Here is a 19,720-nt window from a genome sequence, read left to right on the forward strand (position 1 = left end):
CTCCTCAGGGAGCGGGGTGGGCGTTGCTCGCCCCAGGGACCAGGTCCTCAGCCGACCGGCAGATCCGCGAGGGCGTCGGGCAGATCGTCGCGATGGACCACGACGAGTCGCTGTGTCGCCCGGGTGAGGGCGACGTACAGGTCGCTGAGTCCGCGTGGTGACTGATCGATGACGGCGGCGGGTTCGACGACGATCGTGGTGTCGAACTCCAGGCCCTTACAGCTCCGCACGGTGTAGACGCGGGGAGGCTCGCGGTCCTCCACGGTGAACCGGTCCGGAGACAGTGCCGCATCGACGAGTTCGCGCAGGTGATCGGGCACCACGACGGCGGTGAGTCCGTCGGGTTCGGCGAGCTGGACGGCCCGGCGGACTGCGTCGACGATGTCCGCCGGCGCGTCACCGCCCGCGCGAATGGCTACCGGCTCGATCCCGTTGCTGCGCAACGAGGTCGGTGCCTTCTCGCCGTTGCCGATCTCAGCCAGGACGCGGGCGGCGTACTCCATGATCTCGCTGGGGGTCCGATAGTTGACCGAGAGTTCCTTGAACTGCCAGCGCTTGGCGACGTAGGGCTCCAGAACCTCTCCCCAGGAGCGTGTGCCCGCCTCGTCGGATGTCTGGGCGGTGTCGCCGATGATGGTCATCCACCGATTCGGTATGCGTCGCATCACCATTCGCCAGGCCATCACCGAGAGTTCCTGGGCCTCGTCGACGATGACGTGGCCGAAGGTCCAGGTGCGGTCGCCATAGGCACGCTCGGCTGTCGTCGCGCGCCGGGTCTCGGTCTGGCGGGAGGCGAGTTGTTCGGCGTCGATCAGGTCGTAGGCCATCAGGATCTCCGGGTCGAGTTCGTCCTCGAGGTCCTGTGGTGCCGAACCGGTCAGGATGTCCAGAGCGTCCTGGGCGTCGGCGAGCTGGCGCCGCCAGCGTGCGCGCTCGGCCCGCTCGGCGTCCTCGGTGCCGTAACCGATCAGCTCGGCCAACTCGTCTAGCAGTGGCACGTCCGCCGCGGAGAAGTCCTCACCCGACGTCGTCGCCGGCCGCGACGGCCGGTGCAGCGCCGCGCGATCGGCCTCCGACCAGCCCGGGGTGGCCTTGCGGATCGCGCGCTCGTCGCCGAGGAGGTCGCGCAACAGGGCCTGCGGGGTGAGGGTCGGCCAGTAACGCAGCAGCGCGGCACGGATGTCGGGATCGCGACTCATGTCGTCGCGGATGTCGGCGATGTCCGCGGGACTGAGCAACTGCGAACCGTCGAGCAGGCTCGATCCGATCGCCGCCGCATGCCGCGCGGCGAGTTCGGCGAGTCCGGCTTTGAGGAAGGCGTTCTGCGAGAGGTTGTGGGCGCGACGCGTCGCGCGGGCCCTGGCGCGCGCGGCCTTGACCAGCGCCGAGTCGATCTCGACCCGATAGCTGTCGAAATCCACCGCTTCCGGCCGGGACGGCAGCGACTGCTGGGCGCGCACCGCTCGCTTGAGGACATCGACCATCCGTAGCCCGCCCTTGACCGCTGCAGTCGGCCGCGGATCGTCGGTGCCCGCCCGCACGCCGGGGAACAGGTCGCCGATGGTCGAGAGGAGCACGCCGGACTCGCCCAGCGAGGGGAGTACCTGGCCGATGTAGTTCAGGAAGTCGTCGTTGGGTCCGATGATGAGAATGCCGCTGCGCGAGAGGTTCTCACGATGGGTGTAGAGCAGGTAGGCCGCGCGGTGCAATGCGACGGCGGTCTTGCCGGTACCGGGTCCGCCCTGGATGACGGTGACCCCGCGATGCGTCGAGCGGATGATCAGGTCCTGCTCGCGCTGAATCGTCTCGACGATGTCGGTCATCTCACCGGTACGCGCCGCATTGAGGGCTGCGACCAAGGCCGACTCGTTGACGACGTCGCCGTGTCCGAAGTCGTCGAGCAGGGCGTCACCGGCGGTCAGGGACTCGTCGCTGACACCGCGGACCTTCCGGCTGCGGGTGCGGATGTGGCGCCGGCGTGCGACGTCCTCGGGGGCCGCCGGCGTCGCGAGATAGAACGGACGGGCCAGGGGAGCGCGCCAGTCGAGCAGGAGGGTGGCGTCGGTGGCGGTGGCGTCGAGCTCGCCGTCGTCGGCGAAACCGTCGTCGAGGACACCGATGCGCCCGATGCGACGGATCTCGCCGTCGTCGAGATCGAGCCGGCCGAAGTACAGGTTGTGTTCGGCGGCATCGAATTTGGCGAGGTCTTCGTTGTACATCCGCTCGTACGACTCGCGTTCGGACAGCGCCTGCGGCGTGCCGCCGCGTTCGGAGAGCGTCGACGACAACCGTCGCTGTGTGGTCCGCCGCATGCGGTCGAGGCGGCCGTACACGCGATCGAGGTGTCGCTGTTCCTCATCGACTCGGGGATCGGCGTCGGGTGAGAGGGCGGTCATCGGTCGTGCCCGATCGACGGCGTTGCGCGGAAGTCACCGGGCCGGGACACGCCGGCGCCCCGCATCCGGGCGGTCACCGCCTCGGGATCGGCTGCCAGCCGGGAACACACGTCCGACACCGGACCGGCGAACGTCGGATCGTCGAGCCGGCGGGACAACCACGCCAACACGTGGGCCTGGGAGCCGAAGGGGACCGGGTCGCCGGTGACCGGGTCGGCGAGGACGCCATGGCGGGACACGTAGAGGTCGAACTCCGAGGTCAGGGGCGGCCGATCCGCAGGGAGAGAGGGGGTGGGCCGGTCATGGATCAGGGGATGGTCGCGCGTATTCACTGTCTGTCGATGATAGTTCGGTTCGGTGGCGTCGAGCGCCTCGATGTGGGCGGGACCCAGCCATGCCGCGATGGTGGTGATCGATTGCTGACCTGCGAGGATCGGGGCGGCAGGCACATAGCCGCGAGCCGCGATGTGCGCGGAATGGCCGACTGTGATGTTCGTGACGTGGACCGGTTGCAGACAGATGGTGTCCGACGAATGCACCTGTGCCAGCTTGCGGCGCAGAACCTGCGGGGCGGCGTTCGACCCGACCGCCACCACCAGCCGGGAACCGGGGGACGGCACCGGACTGAACGCCGGATCACCCAGGACCACGTCGTGCGGTGCGGCCTGTCTCAGCGCCACGGACGCGGGCACCCAGGGATAGTCCTCTGGCGGGTGCACCGCGTCCGTGGTCGTGAGATCGGTCGTGTTCAGGGTCGTGCTCGTATCTTCTGCTCGTGCGCGAGGGAGTCCCGGAGGATCAGCGACGTGCCTTGCGCAGACGCTTGCGGCCCTGTTCGGCCGAGTCCTCGGCGGCCGCGGCGAGCTGACGTGCGGTCTCGGCGAGTTCGGCCGACCGGGCGCGGGCGACGTCGGCCAGCTCCGCGGACCGGTCCCGGGCGACGTCGGCGAACTCCGGTGCGCGCTTGCGGGCGGTGTCGGCGAGGTCGGACGCGCGACCGCGTGCGGAATCGGCGATCTTCGGAGCCTTCTTCTTCGCCTTCTTCTGCGTCTTCGCGGCCTGCTTCTGGGCCTTCTCGGCTCGCTTCTGCGCTTCCTTCACCAGCTTCGGACCCCGCTTACGCGCGGTCTCGGCGAGGTCCGACGAGCGCGCGAGGGCGGTGTCGGCGAATTCCGAGGAACGGACGAGTGCCGCATCGGCCAGAACCGGGGCACGGTCGCGGATGCGCTCGGCGACGTCAGCGGCGGTGTCGGCGGCCTTCTCGGCGAACTCCAGCGACCGCTTCTGCGCGGCCTCGGCGATCTCGGGAGCGTGCTCGCGGAACTTCGCCGCGGCATCGGCGGACCGCTCGGAGACGATCTCGGCGCCGTCGTGGGTGCGCTCGACGAGGTGGTCCCACGTCGACGAGCCGGCGGCCGCGCCGATCGGCAGGGCCGCGGCGACGGCGGAGGCCTTCTGGCGCCCACGCCACGCGAGCGAGGGCTTGCCCTCGGTGTCGACAGCCGCCAGCAGAACTCCGCCGAGGAGGCCGACGTTCTTGATGAAGGCGTTGCGCTGGGCTTCCTTCTTGACCGGATCGGCCTCGTTCCAGAAGTCGGTGCCGGCGGCGGTGGTCGGGATCAGCGTCCCGGCCAGGACGACCGACGCGACGCGCGGGAACTTGCCGGTCGCGAGGAGGATGCCGCCGCCGATCTGGGCAGCAGCGTTGATCTGCACGAGCGTCTCGGTGTTCTCCGGGATCCGGCCGGCCACCTCCGGCGGGAGCGACGACCGGGCCTTGTCCACGACCGGCTCCGCGGATTGCGCGATCGGTTTGGGGCTCCGGATGGCGTCCACGCCGCTGGCGACGAACGCCGAGGCGAGGAGCGGACGGGCTATACGGCGGAGAATCATCGGTCACAACCTTCTTCAGTCGGGTTTGGCTATCGAGATCCGTCGGGTGGAGCGCGTTTCTGGCCCGTTCAACGCTACCCTCTCGCGACGAATCTGCTGGTCGCTCGGCGTGCCGTGATCAGTTTGCGCAGTTGCGGGCGTTCCGGGTCACGACTCGCCGAACGATCCGAGGAACAGGTAACCCCGGGGGATCGAGGTCAAACCCCGCCGTCCCCACTCGTCGCAGACCCACCCTTTTTCGGCAGACCCACCACCTCGGCCAGCGGTGGGAATCCCGAAGAACGGTGGGTTTGCCCACTCGGTGGTGTCACCAGCGACGCTCACGCCATTCGGGCAGCGATCCGCGCTCGGCACCCAGGCTGGTGTCCTTGCCGTGGCCCGGATAGACCACGGTCGAGTCGTCGAACCGGTCGAACAGCTTCGTCGAGACGTCCTCGATGAGGGTGTCGAAATCCTCCGGCTTCCAGGTCTTCCCGATCCCACCCGGGAAGAGACAGTCGCCGGTGAACAGGTGCACGGTGCGCTCGCCGTCATCGCTCACGTCGGTGAGGGCCAGGGCGATGGAGCCGGGGGTGTGGCCGACCAGGTGGATGGCCTCGAAAGCGAGGTCGCCGACCTCGATGACGTCACCGTCGTCGACGAGGCGGTCGGGGGTGACCGGCAGTTCACCGGCGTCGAGGCGCCCGGCCGCCGTGGGGACCCCGGTGTGCTCGGCGACGGCCGCGAGGGCCTGCCAGTGGTCGAAGTGCTGATGGGTGGTGAAGATCAGCGTCGGAGTCCCCTCGACGGCCGAGAGGACGTCGGTGATCGTCTCCGCGTCGTTGGCCGCGTCGATGATCAGCTGATCGCCGGTCGCCCGCGAGGTCACCACGTAGACGTTGTTGTCCATCGGACCGACGGACAACTTGACGATGGTGGCCGAGGCCAGCGTGCGGCGCTGCGGGGTCTTCGACTCGGAGAGGTCGCCGGTATAGGTGTCGCTGATCGGTGTCGCTGGGGAGGTCATGCCGACAGGCTATGACAGCGGGCCGTCGGAATGTGACGGTCGTGACCACGGGAGTTCGCGGGACGCGCGTATCCTGGACCATCGGTTAGGCGATGACACGCGGGCGGCGAGACCGATCGCCCGGTTGCCGGACCGGCGAATCTTTCCCGGGGCGAGCTCGTGATGACAATCTTGTCGGTGGCCGTCGGTACTGTGCCCGTGCGCCGGCCGTGCGCCCTGTGACTCGAGAATGTAAGGACTGCAGTGGTTGATCGTCTGATCGTCCGAGGTGCCCGCGAACACAACCTTCGCGGCATCGATGTCGACCTGCCCCGGGACAGCCTCATCGTCTTCACCGGTCTGTCGGGTTCGGGCAAGTCGTCGCTCGCCTTCGACACGATCTTCGCCGAGGGGCAGCGGCGCTACGTCGAGTCGCTGTCCGCCTATGCGAGGCAGTTCCTCGGGCAGATGGACAAGCCGGACGTGGACTTCATCGAGGGGCTCTCGCCCGCGGTGTCGATCGACCAGAAGTCGACGAACCGCAACCCGCGATCGACCGTCGGCACGATCACCGAGGTCTACGACTACCTCCGCCTCCTCTATGCCCGCGCCGGCAAGGCGCACTGCCCGATCTGTGGCGAGCCCATCGCCAAGCAGACGCCCCAGCAGATCGTCGACCAGGTCCTCGCGATGGGCGAGGGCACGCGGTTCCAGGTGCTGGCGCCGGTCGTCCGCACGCGCAAGGGCGAGTTCGTCGACCTCTTCGCCGAACTCCAGACCCAGGGCTTCTCGCGCGCCCGCATCGACGGGGTCGTCTACCCGCTGACCGACCCGCCGAAGCTGAAGAAGCAGGAGAAGCACGACATCGAGGTGGTCGTCGACCGCCTGGTCGTCAAGGCCAGCGCCAAGCAGCGCCTCACGGATTCGGTGGAGACCGGTCTGCGCCTGGCCGACGGCATCATCGTGCTCGACTTCGTCGACCTCGAGGAGGACGACCCGGAACGCGAGCGCCGCTTCTCGGAGCGGATGGCCTGCCCCAACGCGCACCCGATCGCGATCGACGACCTCGAACCGCGGTCGTTCTCGTTCAACTCGCCCTACGGCGCCTGCCCGGAATGCGACGGCCTCGGCGTGCGCAAGGAGGTCGACGAGGAACTCGTCGTGCCCGACCCGGAGATGTCCCTCGCCGAGGGCGCCATCGCGCCGTGGTCGACCGGGCACAACGCCGACTACTTCCTCCGTCTGATGTCCGGTCTGGCCGACCAGATGAAGTTCGACATCAACACCCCGTGGAAGAAGCTGCCCATCAAGGCTCGACGGGCACTGCTCAACGGCAGCGATCACCAGGTGCACGTCAAGTTCCGCAACCGGTACGGCCGCACCCGCTCGTACTACACCGAGTTCGAGGGTGTGCTCTCGTTCCTGGCGCGCCGCATGGACCAGACCGAGTCCGAGCAGATGAAGGAGCGCTACGAGGGCTACATGCGGGACGTGCCGTGTCCTGCCTGCCAGGGTGCTCGCCTCCGCCCGGAGATCCTCGCGGTGACCCTCGACCACCCCGAGTACGGACCCAAGTCGATCGCCGAGGTGTGTGCACTGTCGGTCGCCGACTGCGCCGACTTCCTCGACCAGCTGCGGCTCGACTCACGCCAGGCGGCCATCGCCGGCCGGGTCCTCAAGGAGGTCCAGGCTCGCATACGCTTCCTGCTCGACGTCGGGCTCGAGTACCTGTCCCTGGAGCGTGCGGCGGGATCGCTGTCGGGCGGTGAGGCACAGCGCATCCGTCTGGCGACCCAGATCGGGTCGGGCCTCGCGGGCGTCCTCTACGTCCTCGACGAGCCGTCCATCGGTCTGCACCAACGCGACAACCGCCGCCTCATCGACACGCTGACCCGTCTTCGGGACCTGGGCAACACGCTCATCGTCGTCGAACACGACGAGGACACCATCCGCGCCGCCGACTGGATCGTCGACATCGGCCCCCGAGCCGGTGAGCACGGTGGTCACGTCGTGCACAGCGGTAGCTACAAGGACCTGCTGAAGAACCGGAAGTCGCTGACCGGCGCGTACCTAGCCGGACGTGACACCTTGCCGGTGCCGGAGATCCGCCGGCCGATCGACCGCAAACGACAGCTGACCGTCGTCGGCGCACGTGAGCACAACCTGCGCGGTATCGACGTGTCGTTCCCGCTCGGTGTGATGACCGCGGTCACCGGGGTCTCGGGATCGGGCAAGTCGACGCTCGTCAACGACATCCTCGCCACGGTGCTCGCCAACAAGCTCAACGGTGCCCGCCAGGTTCCCGGACGCCACACCCGCATCAAGGGTCTGGACAATCTGGACAAGCTCGTCCAGGTCGACCAGTCGCCGATCGGCCGTACCCCACGGTCCAACCCGGCCACCTACACCGGCGTCTTCGACAAGATCCGTACCCTGTTCGCGGCGACCACCGAGGCCAAGGTGCGCGGCTACCAGCCGGGTCGCTTCTCGTTCAACGTCAAGGGCGGCCGCTGCGAGGCATGTACCGGCGAGGGCACGATCAAGATCGAGATGAACTTCCTGCCGGACGTCTACGTTCCGTGCGAGGTCTGCCACGGTGCGCGGTACAACCGCGAGACTCTCGAAGTCCACTACAAGGGCAAGACCATCTCCGAGGTCCTCGACATGCCGATCGAGGAGGCGGCCGACTTCTTCGAGCCCGTCACCTCGATCCACCGCTACCTCAAGACCCTCGTCGACGTCGGGCTCGGCTACGTCCGGCTCGGGCAACCGGCCCCGACCCTGTCCGGCGGTGAGGCGCAGCGTGTGAAGCTGGCGGCCGAGTTGCAGAAGCGGTCGATGGGCCGGACGGTCTACATCCTCGACGAACCCACCACCGGGCTGCACTTCGAGGACATCAAGAAGCTGCTCACCGTGATCAACGGCCTGGTCGACAAGGGCAACACGGTCATCGTGATCGAGCACAACCTCGACGTCATCAAGACCGCCGACTGGGTCATCGACATGGGACCCGAGGGCGGCGCGGGCGGCGGAACCGTCGTCGGCGAGGGCACCCCGGAAGACATCGCCGCGACCCCGGGCAGCCACACCGGCAAGTTCCTGGCCGAGATCGTCGACATCGACCACGCGGTGGCGTCGGCCGGCTGACGCACCGGACAGAATCGCCACTTCCGTTGCAGGAACGCCGGTTACGACCGGGCGCGTCAACGGGAGTGGCGATCTGCGTGTCGGAAGGGGAAAGCGCGGTGGGGAAGTGCCTTATGAGCCCATCGACTTGCGGATCTCCTCGAGTCGCTTCTTCGCCGCCTCGTCGCGTTTGCGCATCATCTCGTCGACGCTCTGTCCTTCGGGGCCGGCCTCCGCGAGCTCCTGGGAGCCGATCGCGGTAGTGATCCGGTGCTCGATCTTGTCTCGGACGAAGTCGAAGGTCGGGACACCGCTGTCGGAGTAGTTCGGGTCAGGGAGCGATCCCGGCACCGGTCCGGCCGGCACGATCTCCGCGTCGACGATCTCGTCGGACCGCCCGGGCTCATCGGCATTCGTCATGGGTCCAGCGTAGTGGTTTCGACACGGCTCGTCGCTACGCTCCTCGCCTGCTCAACCAGCGGGGGTGCGGGCTCCGTCGCTACGCTCCTCGCCTGCTCAACCAGCGGTACTGCTGGTCGAGCCGCGTCGACCCAGCGAAGCGAGGCCGCCGCGTGTCGAGGCCACTACCTCCGGGGCGCGCGAACCGGACCGGTGTACTTCTCGCCGGGGCCCTCGCCGGGCTCGTCCGGGTAGGCGCTCGCCTCACGAAACGCCAGTTGCAGGCCTTTCAGTCCGTCGCGGATCGGGGCGGCATGAATGCCGAGATCGGCTTTCGACGCGTCGACGATGCCGGCCAAGGCGGTGATCAGGGTGCGTGCCTCGGGCAGGTCGATGCGATCCGCGGGCGTGCCCTCGGCCAGGCCGAGTTTCTCGGCCGCCGCGCTCATCAGCATGACGATGGATCGGGTGATGACCTCGATGGCCGGAATATCGCCCAGGTCACGGACGTTGTCCGGATCGGTGTGCGCCGCATCTCCCGTGTCGGCGCCGCCGCCCGTCGCACCCTCCGGGGGTAACGGTGCAGGTGACGAATAGGAGTTCTCGGCCATGGCTGTTAGACTCCCATAGCACGACCGCCCTGGTATGCGCCGGGGTCGTAAGTGGAGTTCCGCTCCCACCGTTCGACGCGAGGTTCTCGCAGTTGCACGGTCCGGTTCACGCCGATCGTCGCAGATCGCATCTCTCGATGCTGAGCTGTAGGTCGACGGCAGCGTGTGTCAGTACTGACACGCGTGGACGAGCCGGTCGGTATCGGAGCCCCGCGGACATCAGTCCCGGGGCTTCCTTGCTGAGGTGCCCCGCAGGTTCTCTTGCATACGTCCCTCGCCACGACGCGACGGTTACCACTGCAGGATTGAACAAGGAGGCCCCATCAGCACTGAGACCCGCATCAACGAGCGCATCCGCGTCCCTGAGGTCCGACTCGTCGGACCCAACTCGGAGCAGGTGGGCATCGTGCGTGTTGAAGATGCGCTTCGCTTGGCTTACGAGGCCGATCTCGACCTGGTCGAGGTCGCCCCGGACGCCCGTCCGCCGGTCTGCAAGATCATGGACTACGGCAAGTTCAAGTACGAAGCGGCCCAGAAGCAGCGCGAATCGCGTCGCAATCAGCAGATGACCGTCATCAAGGAGCAGAAGCTCCGTCCCAAGATCGACGACCACGATTACGAGACCAAGAAAGGTCACGTCATCCGGTTCCTCGAGGCGGGATCCAAGGTGAAGGTCACCATCATGTTCCGCGGCCGCGAGCAGTCCCGTCCCGAGCTCGGCTACCGACTGTTGCAGCGCCTGGGCAACGACGTCGCCGACTACGGCTTCGTCGAGACCTCGGCCAAGCAGGACGGTCGCAACATGACGATGGTCCTGGCCCCGCACAAGGGCGCGAAGACCCGCCAGAAGGCGCAAGAGAGCCGTGAACGTTCCGGTGGCCCGAAGGCCGCCGCGGACGAGAACTGAGTCGGTCGGCCGGACGAGAGTCCGAACCGTTCCGGCCGAGATCACGACACGCGAACCCGGTACACACCGGACCTCGCCAGGTCCGGTGCCCGAGTTCGCCCGAGAAAAGGAAGAACATGCCGAAGAGCAAGACCCACAAGGGCACCGCGAAGCGCTTCAAGGTGACCGGCAGCGGAAAGATCGTCCGCCAGAAGGCCAACCGCCGCCACCTGCTCGAGCACAAGTCGTCCAAGCGCACCCGTCGTCTCGACGGCACAACCGTCGTCAGCGAGAACGACGCCCCGCGCATCAAGCGACTGCTCAACCGCTGACGCCAGCGACCCCAGACATCTGACAAGCAAAAGGATCTAACACATGGCACGCGTGAAAAGGGCCGTCAACGCCCAGAAGAAGCGTCGGTCCACCCTCGAGGCCTCCAAGGGCTACCGCGGACAGCGGTCGCGCCTCTACCGCAAGGCGAAGGAGCAGCAGCTCCACTCGCTGACCTACGCCTACCGCGACCGTCGCGCGCGCAAGGGTGAATTCCGCAAGCTGTGGATCTCGCGTATCAATGCCGCGGCCCGCGCCAACGACATCACCTACAACCGCCTCATCCAGGGCCTCAAGGCCGCTGGTGTCGAGGTCGACCGCAAGGTGCTCGCCGACATCGCCGTGACCGATCCCGAGGCCTTCACCGGTCTGGTCGAGGTCGCCCGCAAGGCCCTGCCGGCCGACGTCAACGCCCCGGCTGCCTGATTGCACCCCAGCACCCACGACCCGCGAGTCGCGCGGACGAGCCTCCGATGACGGAGATCCTGTCCGAGCGATCCTCGCGGGTCGTGTCGTATGCGAAGCTCCATCGAGCCGCCGAGCGGCGCGAGCAGGGCCGCTTCCTCGCCGAAGGGGCGAACGCCGTCGCGTCGGCGCTCACCGTCGGACGGATCGACGCGCTCCTGGTCGCCGACGAGGAGCACCACCGACACCGCGATCTCGTCGACACTGCCACGGCGACGGGCGTCCCGGTGTCGGTGATCACCGCCCGTGCCGCGTCCAAGCTCGCCGAGACCTCCACGCCCGCAGGTATATTCGCGATCTGTCCGCTGCTCGACGTTGCGCTGGAAACCGTCCTCGCCGACGAGCCCCGACTCCTCGCCGTCGCCGTCGAAGCCCGTGAACCCGGGAACGCGGGCACGCTGATCCGGTGCGCGGACGCGATGGGCGCGGACGCCGTGGTCCTGCTCGGCGACGCCGTCGACCCACACAACGGCAAGTGCATCCGGGCGAGCGCGGGGAGCGTGTTCACGGTGCCCGTGGTGCGCGAGCGCTCCGTCGACCACGCACTCGACGCCATCCGCGCGGGCGGTGTCACGCTGCTGGCCACGGCGGCCGACGGCGAGGTCGACCTGGACTCCGCGGGCGATGTCCTCTCCGCTCGCGTCGCCTGGCTGTTCGGCAACGAGGCACACGGGTTGCCCGCCGACGTGCAGCGCTCGGCCGACCACCGTGTGTCCATTCCGATCCGCGGTCGCGCGGAGAGCCTGAATGTCGCTGCCGCGGCGGCCATCTGTCTATACGAGAGTGCGCGTGTCCACGGCGCGGCGGGTCGCGTCTGACCGCTGTCCGAGCCGGCCGGTAGGGTCGGCGATCGTGTCAGAAACTGTGTCACCCGATTCCGCTCCCGAACCCGCACCCGCGAGCCCAGGCTCGCCGGCCGCGGCCCCGCAGACGGTGCCCGCGCCCGATCCCGCGGTCGTGAACTCCCGCATCGCCTCGGCGATCGCCGCCGAACTCGGGGTGGGCGTCGGTCAGGTGCGTTCGGCCGTCGAACTGCTCGACGGCGGATCGACGGTTCCGTTCGTCGCCCGGTATCGCAAGGAGGCGACCGGCGGCCTCGACGACGCGCAACTCCGCACGCTCGACGAGCGTCTCGGCTACCTGCGCGATCTCGAGGCCCGTCGCCAGGCGGTCCGCGAATCGATCGCCGCGCAGGGCAAGCTCGACGCCGCGCTCGACGCCCGCATCCTCGAGGCCGACACCAAGGCCCGCCTCGAGGACATCTACCTCCCCTACAAGCCCAAGCGCCGCACCAAGGCCCAGATCGCGCGCGAGGCCGGGCACGAGCCCGTGGCCGATGCGATGCTCTCCGATCCGACGACGGATCCGTCGACGTTCACCGCCGAGCAACTCGACGGTGCCCGCGCGATCGCCGTGGAGCGGTTCGCCGAAGACGCCGATCTGGTGGGCGAACTCCGCGAGCTGATGTGGCAGACGGGAGTGCTGCGCACCGCTGTCCGCGAGGGCAAGGAGTCGGCCGGGGCGAAGTTCGCCGACTACTTCGAGTTCTCCGAACCGTTCATCTCGCTGCCGTCGCACCGGGTGCTGGCCGTGCTGCGCGGTGAGCGCGAGGAGATCCTCTCGGTCACCCTCGACGCCGATCCGGAGGCGGCCGAGCGGCCCGCCGGTCCCGGGCCGTACGAGCAGCGGATCGCCGCCCGATTCGGGATCTCGGACCAGGGTCGTCCCGCCGACCGCTGGCTCACCGACACCGTGCGCTGGGCATGGCGCACCAAACTGTTCGTCGGGCTGTCCCTCGACGTCCGGATGCGGCTGCGACAGGCCGCGGAGGCCGACGCGGCCGCGGTGTTCGCCACGAACCTCAAGGACCTCCTGCTGGCAGCGCCCGCCGGGTCCCGCACGACGATGGGCCTCGATCCCGGTCTGCGCACCGGCGTGAAGGTCGCCGTGGTGAACGCGACCGGGCGGGTCGTCGACCACGCGACGATCTATCCGCACGAGCCCAGGCGGGACAAGTCCGGGTCGCTGGCAGTGCTCGGCGCACTCGTCGAGAAGCACGGCGTCGAACTCATCGCGATCGGCAACGGCACCGCCTCGCGGGAGACGGATGCTCTCGCCGGTGAACTCCTGTCCGCGATCAAGGAGGCCGGCAAGAAGCCGCCGACGAGCGTCGTCGTGTCCGAGGCCGGTGCCTCGGTGTACTCCGCATCGGCCTACGCATCGAAGGAGTTGCCCGACCTCGACGTCTCCATCCGTGGCGCGGTCTCGATCGCCCGGCGTCTACAGGATCCGCTCGCGGAGCTCGTGAAGATCGACCCGAAGTCCATCGGGGTCGGCCAGTACCAGCACGACATCTCCGAGACCCTGCTCGCGCGTTCGCTCGGCGCGGTCGTCGAAGACGCCGTGAACGCGGTCGGTGTGGACGTCAACACGGCCTCGGTGCCCCTGCTGTCCCGGGTCTCGGGCGTCACCGCCGGTCTCGCGGAATCGATTGTCGCGCATCGTGACACCAACGGCGCGTTCCGCGACCGCAAGCAGATCACCGCCGTGCCGCGACTCGGACCCAAAGCGTTCGAACAGTGCGCGGGCTTCCTGCGGATCGCCGACGGCGACAATCCGCTGGACGCGTCGAGCGTGCACCCGGAGGCGTATCCGGTCGTCACCCGCATCATCGAGAAGGTGGGCACCGATGTCCGGTCGCTGATCGGTGACACCGCGACCCTGACCAAGCTGCGTCCCGAGGAGTTCGTCGACGAGACGTTCGGTCGTCCGACCGTCGTCGACATCATCGCCGAACTCGACAAGCCGGGGCGCGATCCCCGTCCCGAGTTCAAGACGGCGACGTTCGCCACCGGCATCGAGAAGGTCTCCGACCTCACCCCGGGCATGATCCTCGAGGGCCAGGTCACCAACGTGGCGGCCTTCGGTGCGTTCGTCGACGTGGGTGTGCACCAGGACGGACTCGTCCACGTCTCGGCGATGGCGCACCGCTTCGTCTCCGATCCCCACGAGGTCGTCAAGTCCGGTGACATCGTGAAGGTGAAGGTCATGGACGTCGATGTCGAGCGCAAGCGCATCGGGCTCTCGTTGCGACTCGACGACGAGCCGGGCAACGACGGCAAGCCTGCTCGCGCACCCCGTGGGCAGGGACGTGACGACGGTCCGCGTGGTGGCCAGCCGCGCCGGAACGACCAGCGCGGCGGTACTCGCGGCGCCCCGCAAGGCCAGGGCGCGCGCGGGAACCAGGGCAGCCGGGGCGGGAACCGCAACGACCGGCGGCCGGCGCCGAGCGGGGCGATGGCCGATGCGCTCAAGAGGGCCGGCTTCGGCAAGTAGGGGCCGGGGCCCGGCGGTCCGGTCACGTCGAGCCGGGCCGCCGCGGCCGACCCTCGCCAGGGACGCCGCCCGTTCCGACGGGGTGGGTCGACAAGAAGATTGCTGATCCCGACCGAGTAGTTCTGCTCAGGCCGTCCCGGCCCCGGCGGCCGAGACTGACGCCATGCTCAGCACCGAATCAGGGCGACCGGCCGGAATGCGCTCGGTTCCGACAGGTCTGCCCACTCCCCGCGAACTGGACGCGCTCACCGGACACCGGGATCGCGTCATCGACCTCATCCGCATCGTGTCGCTCGTCGTGGTCGTGGCCGGCCACTCGATCATGCTCACCGTCGAGGTTGCCGACGGCTCGATCGAGCTGGGCAACACACTCGGCGACGTGCCCGCGCTGCAACCGGCGACCTGGCTGCTGCAGGTGCTGCCGCTGTTCTTCTTCGCCGGCGCCGCCGCGGCGACCCGCGGCTGGACCTCGCGCGGCGACACCCCGACGGCAGGACAGTGGCTCGTGGCGCGGACACAGCGTTTGCTGCGTCCGGTCTTCTGGTACCTCGGAGCGGCCGCAGCGGTCTACGCCGTCCTGTCCCGTATCGGTGCCGTGGCCGCGGCCGACGTCGTCGCGCGGCTCGGCGTGCAGCTCCTGTGGTTCTTGGGCGCCTACCTACTGGTCCTGGCTGTGGTCCCGTTCCTGCAGCGGCTCTCCTCCGGCGGTGGTGTGGCGGTCGCGCTGGCCGTGTGCTGGGGGAGCACCGCGATCGTCGACGTCGTCCGGCTCGCGGACGGACCCGCTGAATCGGGTTACCTGAACTTCCTCACCGTGTGGACGATCCCCGCAGTCCTCGGAGTCGCCTACGCCAAGAGGATCCTGCGGCCCGGTACCGCCCTCGTCGTGGCCGTCGGCGCGCTCGCCGTCGACCTCGTGCTCGTCTCGTGGGGGCCCTATGAGGTCTCGCTCGTGACCGTGCCGGGTCAGCACCTGTCGAACATGAGCCCGCCGAGCCTGCTGCTCGCCGGGCACGCGATCGTGTTGTGCGCGGGCGCGATCGCCGTGCGCCGGTTCCTCGTGGTCGTCGCCGACCGGCCGCGTGTCTGGTGGTGGGTGGTGCTGGGCAACCGGGGCGCGATGACCCTCTACCTCTGGCATCTGCCGGTGCTCGCCGCGATCGTCGGTGCGTGTGCTGCTCTCGGTGTCGATCGCGCCGACGTCCACTCGGCGTCGTTCCCGGTGATCGTGGGGGCGCAGACCGTCCTGCTGCTCGCGGTCATGGTTCCGGTGGTCGCTGTGCTGTCGCCGCTCGAGAACCGGCCCCTGCCGTGGTGGGACGATCCGATCGCCCGGCGCAGCGGGCCGGTGCGGAACGCGGCCCTGCTGTGGGTGCTGGCTACCCTCGGCGTGGCGATCCTGATGCTCGCGCGTGGCGGTCTGACCGGCGACGGCGTGTGGTGGCTGGTCACGGGCCTCGCGTGTGCCGCCGGCGCCCGTCGGCTGGCGGTTCCTGCCGGTCGTCGGACCGCGGCGGGATCGTCTCCCGCCGACGACGCCTCCCTGCAGGTCAGCGCCCCGCGGTAGTCGACTACCCTCGACGGGAGTCATCGTCGGCACCCGAGGTGTCCGCCGGGCCCGCTGGGTCGGCGTGCGCAGCGCGACGACGATGCCGACCATCCACTGATCGACGCATGAGGAGCACGCCCACCGTGGCCACTTCCGCCGACGCAACGGCATTCCCGGGACCCGACGACCTCGACGCAGCCGCATCGGCGGCGATCGCGGCCTTCGAGGCGGCGGCCGACCTCGATCAGCTCGCGGCGGCCAAGTCGGCTCACCTCGGTGACCGCTCGCCGATCGCGCTCGCCCGTCGCGCGCTGGGTTCCATTCCCAAGGACCAGCGCTCCGAGGCGGGGAAGCTGGTGAACCAGGTCCGCGGCCGGGTGTCGGCGGCGCTGGAGGCGCGCACCGCGATCCTCGACGCCGAACGGGACGCGGCGGTTCTCGTCGCCGAGTCCATCGACGTGACGCTGCCGAGCGGCCGGCGCCCGGTGGGTGCGCGTCATCCCATCACCGTCATCGCCGAGCAGGTGGCCGACGTCTTCGTCGGCATGGGCTGGGAGATCGCGGAGGGGCCGGAGGTCGAGACCGAGCACTACAACTTCGATGCGCTCAACTTCCTGCCCGATCACCCTGCCCGGTCCATGCAGGACACCTTCTACATCGCGCCGGAGGGGTCGCGGCAGGTGCTGCGGACACACACCTCGCCGGTGCAGGTCCGCTCGATGCTGAGCCGCGACCTGCCCATCTACGTCGCCTGCCCCGGCCGGACGTTCCGAACAGACGAACTCGACGCGACCCACACCCCGGTGTTCCACCAGATCGAGGGCCTCGCCGTCGACAAGGGGCTCACGCTCGCCAATCTGCGCGGCACCCTCGAGACCTTCGCCCGCGCACTCTTCGGACCGGAGACGACGACCCGCATGCGGGCGAGCTACTTCCCCTTCACCGAACCCTCCGCCGAGGTCGACGTGTGGTTCCCCGCCAAGAAGGGCGGACCGGGCTGGGTCGAATGGGGCGGCTGCGGCATGGTCAATCCGAATGTGTTGCGCGCCAGCGGTATCGATCCGGATGTGTACTCCGGATTCGCCTTCGGGATGGGTCTGGAACGGACCCTGCAGTTCCGCAACGACATCTCCGACATGCGCGACATGGTCGAGGGTGACATCCGCTTCACCCTCCCGTTCGGTCCGGCCGCCTGACACCCGCGGCCGCACGACTTCTCACGACGCGACGAAAGTAGTTGATACACAGTGCGTGCACCACAGTCCTGGTACACCGAGGTACTCCGGTCCGGCGACCCGCGGTGGTCGGCGACCACCGAGGAGATCGACGCGGGATTTGTCCGCGTCGGGTTCGAGATCGAGGACATCGAGACGTTCCCGGAGATCACCGGGCCGCTGGTGATCGGTCGTGTGGAGACGATCGAGGAGCTCACCGAGTTCAAGAAGCCGATCCGGTTCTGCACGGTCGCCGTCGGCGAGGCCGAACCACGTGGGATCGTCTGCGGCGCACGCAACTTCGCCGAAGGTGATCTGATCGTCGCCGCGCTGCCCGGCGTCGTGCTGCCCGGTCCGTTCGAGATCGCCGCGCGCAAGACCTACGGCCGCGTCTCCGACGGCATGATCTGCTCGGTCTCCGAGCTCGGGATCGGCACCGACCACAGCGGCATCCTCGTGCTCGCGCCCGGGACCGCCGAACCGGGTGCCGACGCCCGCGAGGTCCTCGGACTCGACGACGCCGCGATCGACGTGAACGTCACCCCCGACCGCGGTTACGCGTTCTCGGTGCGTGGCCTGGGCCGCGAGCTCGCCGGCAGCTTCGGGGTTCCGTTCGTCGATCCGGGACTGCGATCGGCGGACCTGTCGGACGACGGTTCGGTCCCGGCGTGGCCCGTCGCGATCGACGAGAACTCCGGCGCGACGCGCTACACCGCGCGGGTGATCACAGGTGTCGATCCGACGGCGATCTCACCGTGGTGGATGCAGAAGCGGCTCATGGTCGCCGGGATCCGCCCGATCTCGGCGATCGTCGACATCACCAACTACGTGATGATCGAGCTCGGTCAGCCCCTGCATGCCTTCGACGCCGACCGGATCACGGGCGCCGTCACCGTCCGGTCGGCACAACCGGGGGAGAAGCTCACCACCCTCGACGACACCGTCCGCGTCCTGGACCCCGAGGATGTGCTGATCACCGACGAGACGGGGCCGATCGCCCTGGCCGGTGTCATGGGCGGCGCGAGCACCGAGGTGGGTCCCGAGACGACGACGGTGCTGCTGGAGTCGGCGACCTTCGATCCGGTTCGCGTCTTCCGCACCGCGAAGCGCCACAAGCTGACCTCCGAGGCCAGCAAGCGGTTCGAGCGGATCGTCGACCCCGAGATCACCGCGGTGGCCTCCGACCGCGCGGCCCGACTGATCGTCGAGATCGCCGGCGGGCGGATCGCCTCACCGCTGTCGGAGACCCACGTCCAGACCCCGATCCGGTCGACCATTGCCATCGCTGCCGACGAACCGGACCGGGTCGCGGGCGTCAGCTATCCGCCGGGCACCACCCTGACGCGGCTGACCGAGGTCGGCTGCGTGGTGACCGGAACCGACGAGCTCGACGTGTTCCCGCCCTCGTGGCGACCCGACCTGCGCCAGCGCGCCGACCTCGTGGAGGAGGTCCTCCGGCTCGAAGGCCTCGAGGACATCCCCGCGGTGGTGCCCCGAGCGCCGGGCGGCGCCGGGTTGACGCCGGTCCAGCGTCGACGGCGCAGTGTTGGGCGCACGCTCGCGCTGGACGGATACGTCGAGGTCCTCCCGTACCCGTTCATGCCCGCCGGGGTGTTCGACCTCTGGGACCTGCCGGCCGACGACGAACGGCGACGCACCGTCAAGGTCCTCAATCCGCTCGAGTCCGACCGTCCCGAACTGAACACCACACTGCTGCCGGGCCTTCTCGAGATGGCGGCACGCAACATCGCACGCGGACAGCGCGATCTGTCGCTCTTCACCATCGGACAGGTCGTCATCGCCGGCGATCACGTGGCCGCGGTCGAGGCGCTCGACGTGACACGGCGCCCGACCGACGAGGAGATCGCCGCACTCGACGCCTCGCTGCCCCACCAACCGCTGCACGTCGGCGTCGTCCTCACCGGGCTGCGTGATCCGGCCGGGCCCTGGGGTCCGGGACGCGCCGCCGATCATCTCGACGCCTTCGAGGCGGCCCGCACGATCGGCCGGGCAGCTGGGGTGACCATCGAGCTCACCGCCGACGATCACCGCCCGTGGCATCCGGGCCGCTGTGCCCGGCTCATGGTCGACGGCCGCACGGTCGGCTACGCGGGTGAACTCCATCCCGCGGTGCTCGAGCGGGCCCATCTTCCCAAGCGGACCTGCGCCGTGGAGATCGACATCGACGCGCTGCCCCTGGACCAGCGTCTTCCGGCGCCCTCGGTGTCGGTGTTCCCCGCGGTCCTGCAGGACGTCAACGTCGTCGTCGGTGGCGAGGTCCCGGCCGCGGACGTGCAGAAGGCACTTCGCGACGGGGCGGGTGACCTGCTCGAGGACATCGCGCTGTTCGATGTGTTCACCGGCGAACAGGTCGGCGCGGGCAACAAGTCGCTGACGTTCTCGCTGCGTTTCCGCGCCCCCGATCGCACTCTGACCGAGGACGAGGCCAACGAGGCCAAGCTGGCCGCCGTCGACACCGCGGCGGCACGGGTGGGGGCTCGTCTGCGCTGACCCGGTTGCGGGCCACCCC

15 protein-coding genes are annotated in these 19,720 nt (G+C 69.0%); 9 read left to right on the forward strand and 6 right to left on the reverse strand.

Annotated features, from left to right (window positions below; all coding sequences use genetic code 11):
- Positions 1–47 precede the first annotated feature (47 nt).
- From CA982_RS22875 to CA982_RS22890, 4 genes are all read right to left on the reverse strand, one after another.
- Complete coding sequence (locus CA982_RS22875; protein ID WP_086537470.1) at positions 48–2,396, reverse strand: HelD family protein; 2,349 nt, start codon at positions 2,394–2,396, stop codon at positions 48–50.
- The gene (locus CA982_RS22880; RefSeq protein ID WP_086537491.1) at positions 2,393–3,088 is read right to left on the reverse strand and encodes a hypothetical protein; all 696 of its coding nucleotides are present in this window, start codon (positions 3,086–3,088) and stop codon (positions 2,393–2,395) included. The genes CA982_RS22875 and CA982_RS22880 overlap by 4 nt, the downstream gene beginning before the upstream one ends.
- A gap of 106 nt (positions 3,089–3,194) precedes the next feature.
- Complete coding sequence (locus CA982_RS22885; RefSeq protein WP_086537471.1) at positions 3,195–4,289, reverse strand: DoxX family protein; 1,095 nt, start codon at positions 4,287–4,289, stop codon at positions 3,195–3,197.
- Between the two features lie 307 nt (positions 4,290–4,596).
- Positions 4,597–5,295, reverse strand: coding sequence for an MBL fold metallo-hydrolase (locus CA982_RS22890; protein ID WP_086537472.1), 699 nt, complete (start codon positions 5,293–5,295; stop codon positions 4,597–4,599).
- 243 nt (positions 5,296–5,538) lie between these two features.
- Between CA982_RS22890 and uvrA the strand changes: the two genes are divergently transcribed.
- Positions 5,539–8,421, forward strand: a complete 2,883-nt coding sequence (gene uvrA / locus CA982_RS22895) for an excinuclease ABC subunit UvrA (RefSeq protein WP_086537473.1) — start codon at positions 5,539–5,541, stop codon at positions 8,419–8,421.
- A gap of 111 nt (positions 8,422–8,532) precedes the next feature.
- Here uvrA and CA982_RS22900 read toward each other — a convergent pair whose 3' ends face one another.
- Both CA982_RS22900 and CA982_RS22905 read right to left on the reverse strand, forming a co-directional pair.
- Entirely contained in the window at positions 8,533–8,820 is a 288-nt protein-coding gene (locus CA982_RS22900; protein ID WP_086537474.1) for a PspA domain-containing protein, read from the reverse strand.
- Between the two features lie 164 nt (positions 8,821–8,984).
- Positions 8,985–9,410, reverse strand: coding sequence for a DUF1844 domain-containing protein (locus CA982_RS22905; RefSeq protein WP_086537475.1), 426 nt, complete (start codon positions 9,408–9,410; stop codon positions 8,985–8,987).
- A 265-nt stretch (positions 9,411–9,675) separates the two neighbouring features.
- Here CA982_RS22905 and infC point away from each other — a divergent pair, with 265 nt between their 5' ends.
- From infC to pheT, 8 genes are all read left to right on the forward strand, one after another.
- A complete protein-coding gene (gene infC / locus CA982_RS22910; RefSeq protein WP_084817310.1) occupies positions 9,676–10,317 on the forward strand; it encodes a translation initiation factor IF-3 in 642 nt (213 codons plus the stop codon).
- A 116-nt stretch (positions 10,318–10,433) separates the two neighbouring features.
- Positions 10,434–10,628, forward strand: a complete 195-nt coding sequence (gene rpmI, locus CA982_RS22915; RefSeq protein WP_004018754.1) for a 50S ribosomal protein L35 — start codon at positions 10,434–10,436, stop codon at positions 10,626–10,628.
- Positions 10,629–10,671: 43 nt separating this feature from the next.
- Positions 10,672–11,052, forward strand: a complete 381-nt coding sequence (gene rplT / locus CA982_RS22920; RefSeq protein WP_004018755.1) for a 50S ribosomal protein L20 — start codon at positions 10,672–10,674, stop codon at positions 11,050–11,052.
- Between the two features lie 47 nt (positions 11,053–11,099).
- Entirely contained in the window at positions 11,100–11,909 is an 810-nt protein-coding gene (locus CA982_RS22925; protein WP_086537476.1) for a TrmH family RNA methyltransferase, read from the forward strand.
- 46 nt (positions 11,910–11,955) lie between these two features.
- A complete protein-coding gene (locus CA982_RS22930; protein WP_086537477.1) occupies positions 11,956–14,427 on the forward strand; it encodes a Tex family protein in 2,472 nt (823 codons plus the stop codon).
- A 163-nt stretch (positions 14,428–14,590) separates the two neighbouring features.
- Entirely contained in the window at positions 14,591–15,994 is a 1,404-nt protein-coding gene (locus tag CA982_RS22935; RefSeq protein ID WP_086537478.1) for an acyltransferase family protein, read from the forward strand.
- Positions 15,995–16,119: 125 nt separating this feature from the next.
- Positions 16,120–17,172, forward strand: a complete 1,053-nt coding sequence (gene pheS / locus CA982_RS22940; RefSeq protein WP_086537479.1) for a phenylalanine--tRNA ligase subunit alpha — start codon at positions 16,120–16,122, stop codon at positions 17,170–17,172.
- A 51-nt stretch (positions 17,173–17,223) separates the two neighbouring features.
- Positions 17,224–19,701 (forward strand): phenylalanine--tRNA ligase subunit beta, encoded by a 2,478-nt coding sequence (gene pheT, locus CA982_RS22945; protein WP_086537480.1) that lies wholly within the window; start codon positions 17,224–17,226, stop codon positions 19,699–19,701.
- Positions 19,702–19,720: the final 19 nt, after the last annotated feature.

The organism is Gordonia lacunae (assembly GCF_002149015.1).
Taxonomy (GTDB): Bacteria; Actinomycetota; Actinomycetes; order Mycobacteriales; family Mycobacteriaceae; genus Gordonia; species Gordonia lacunae.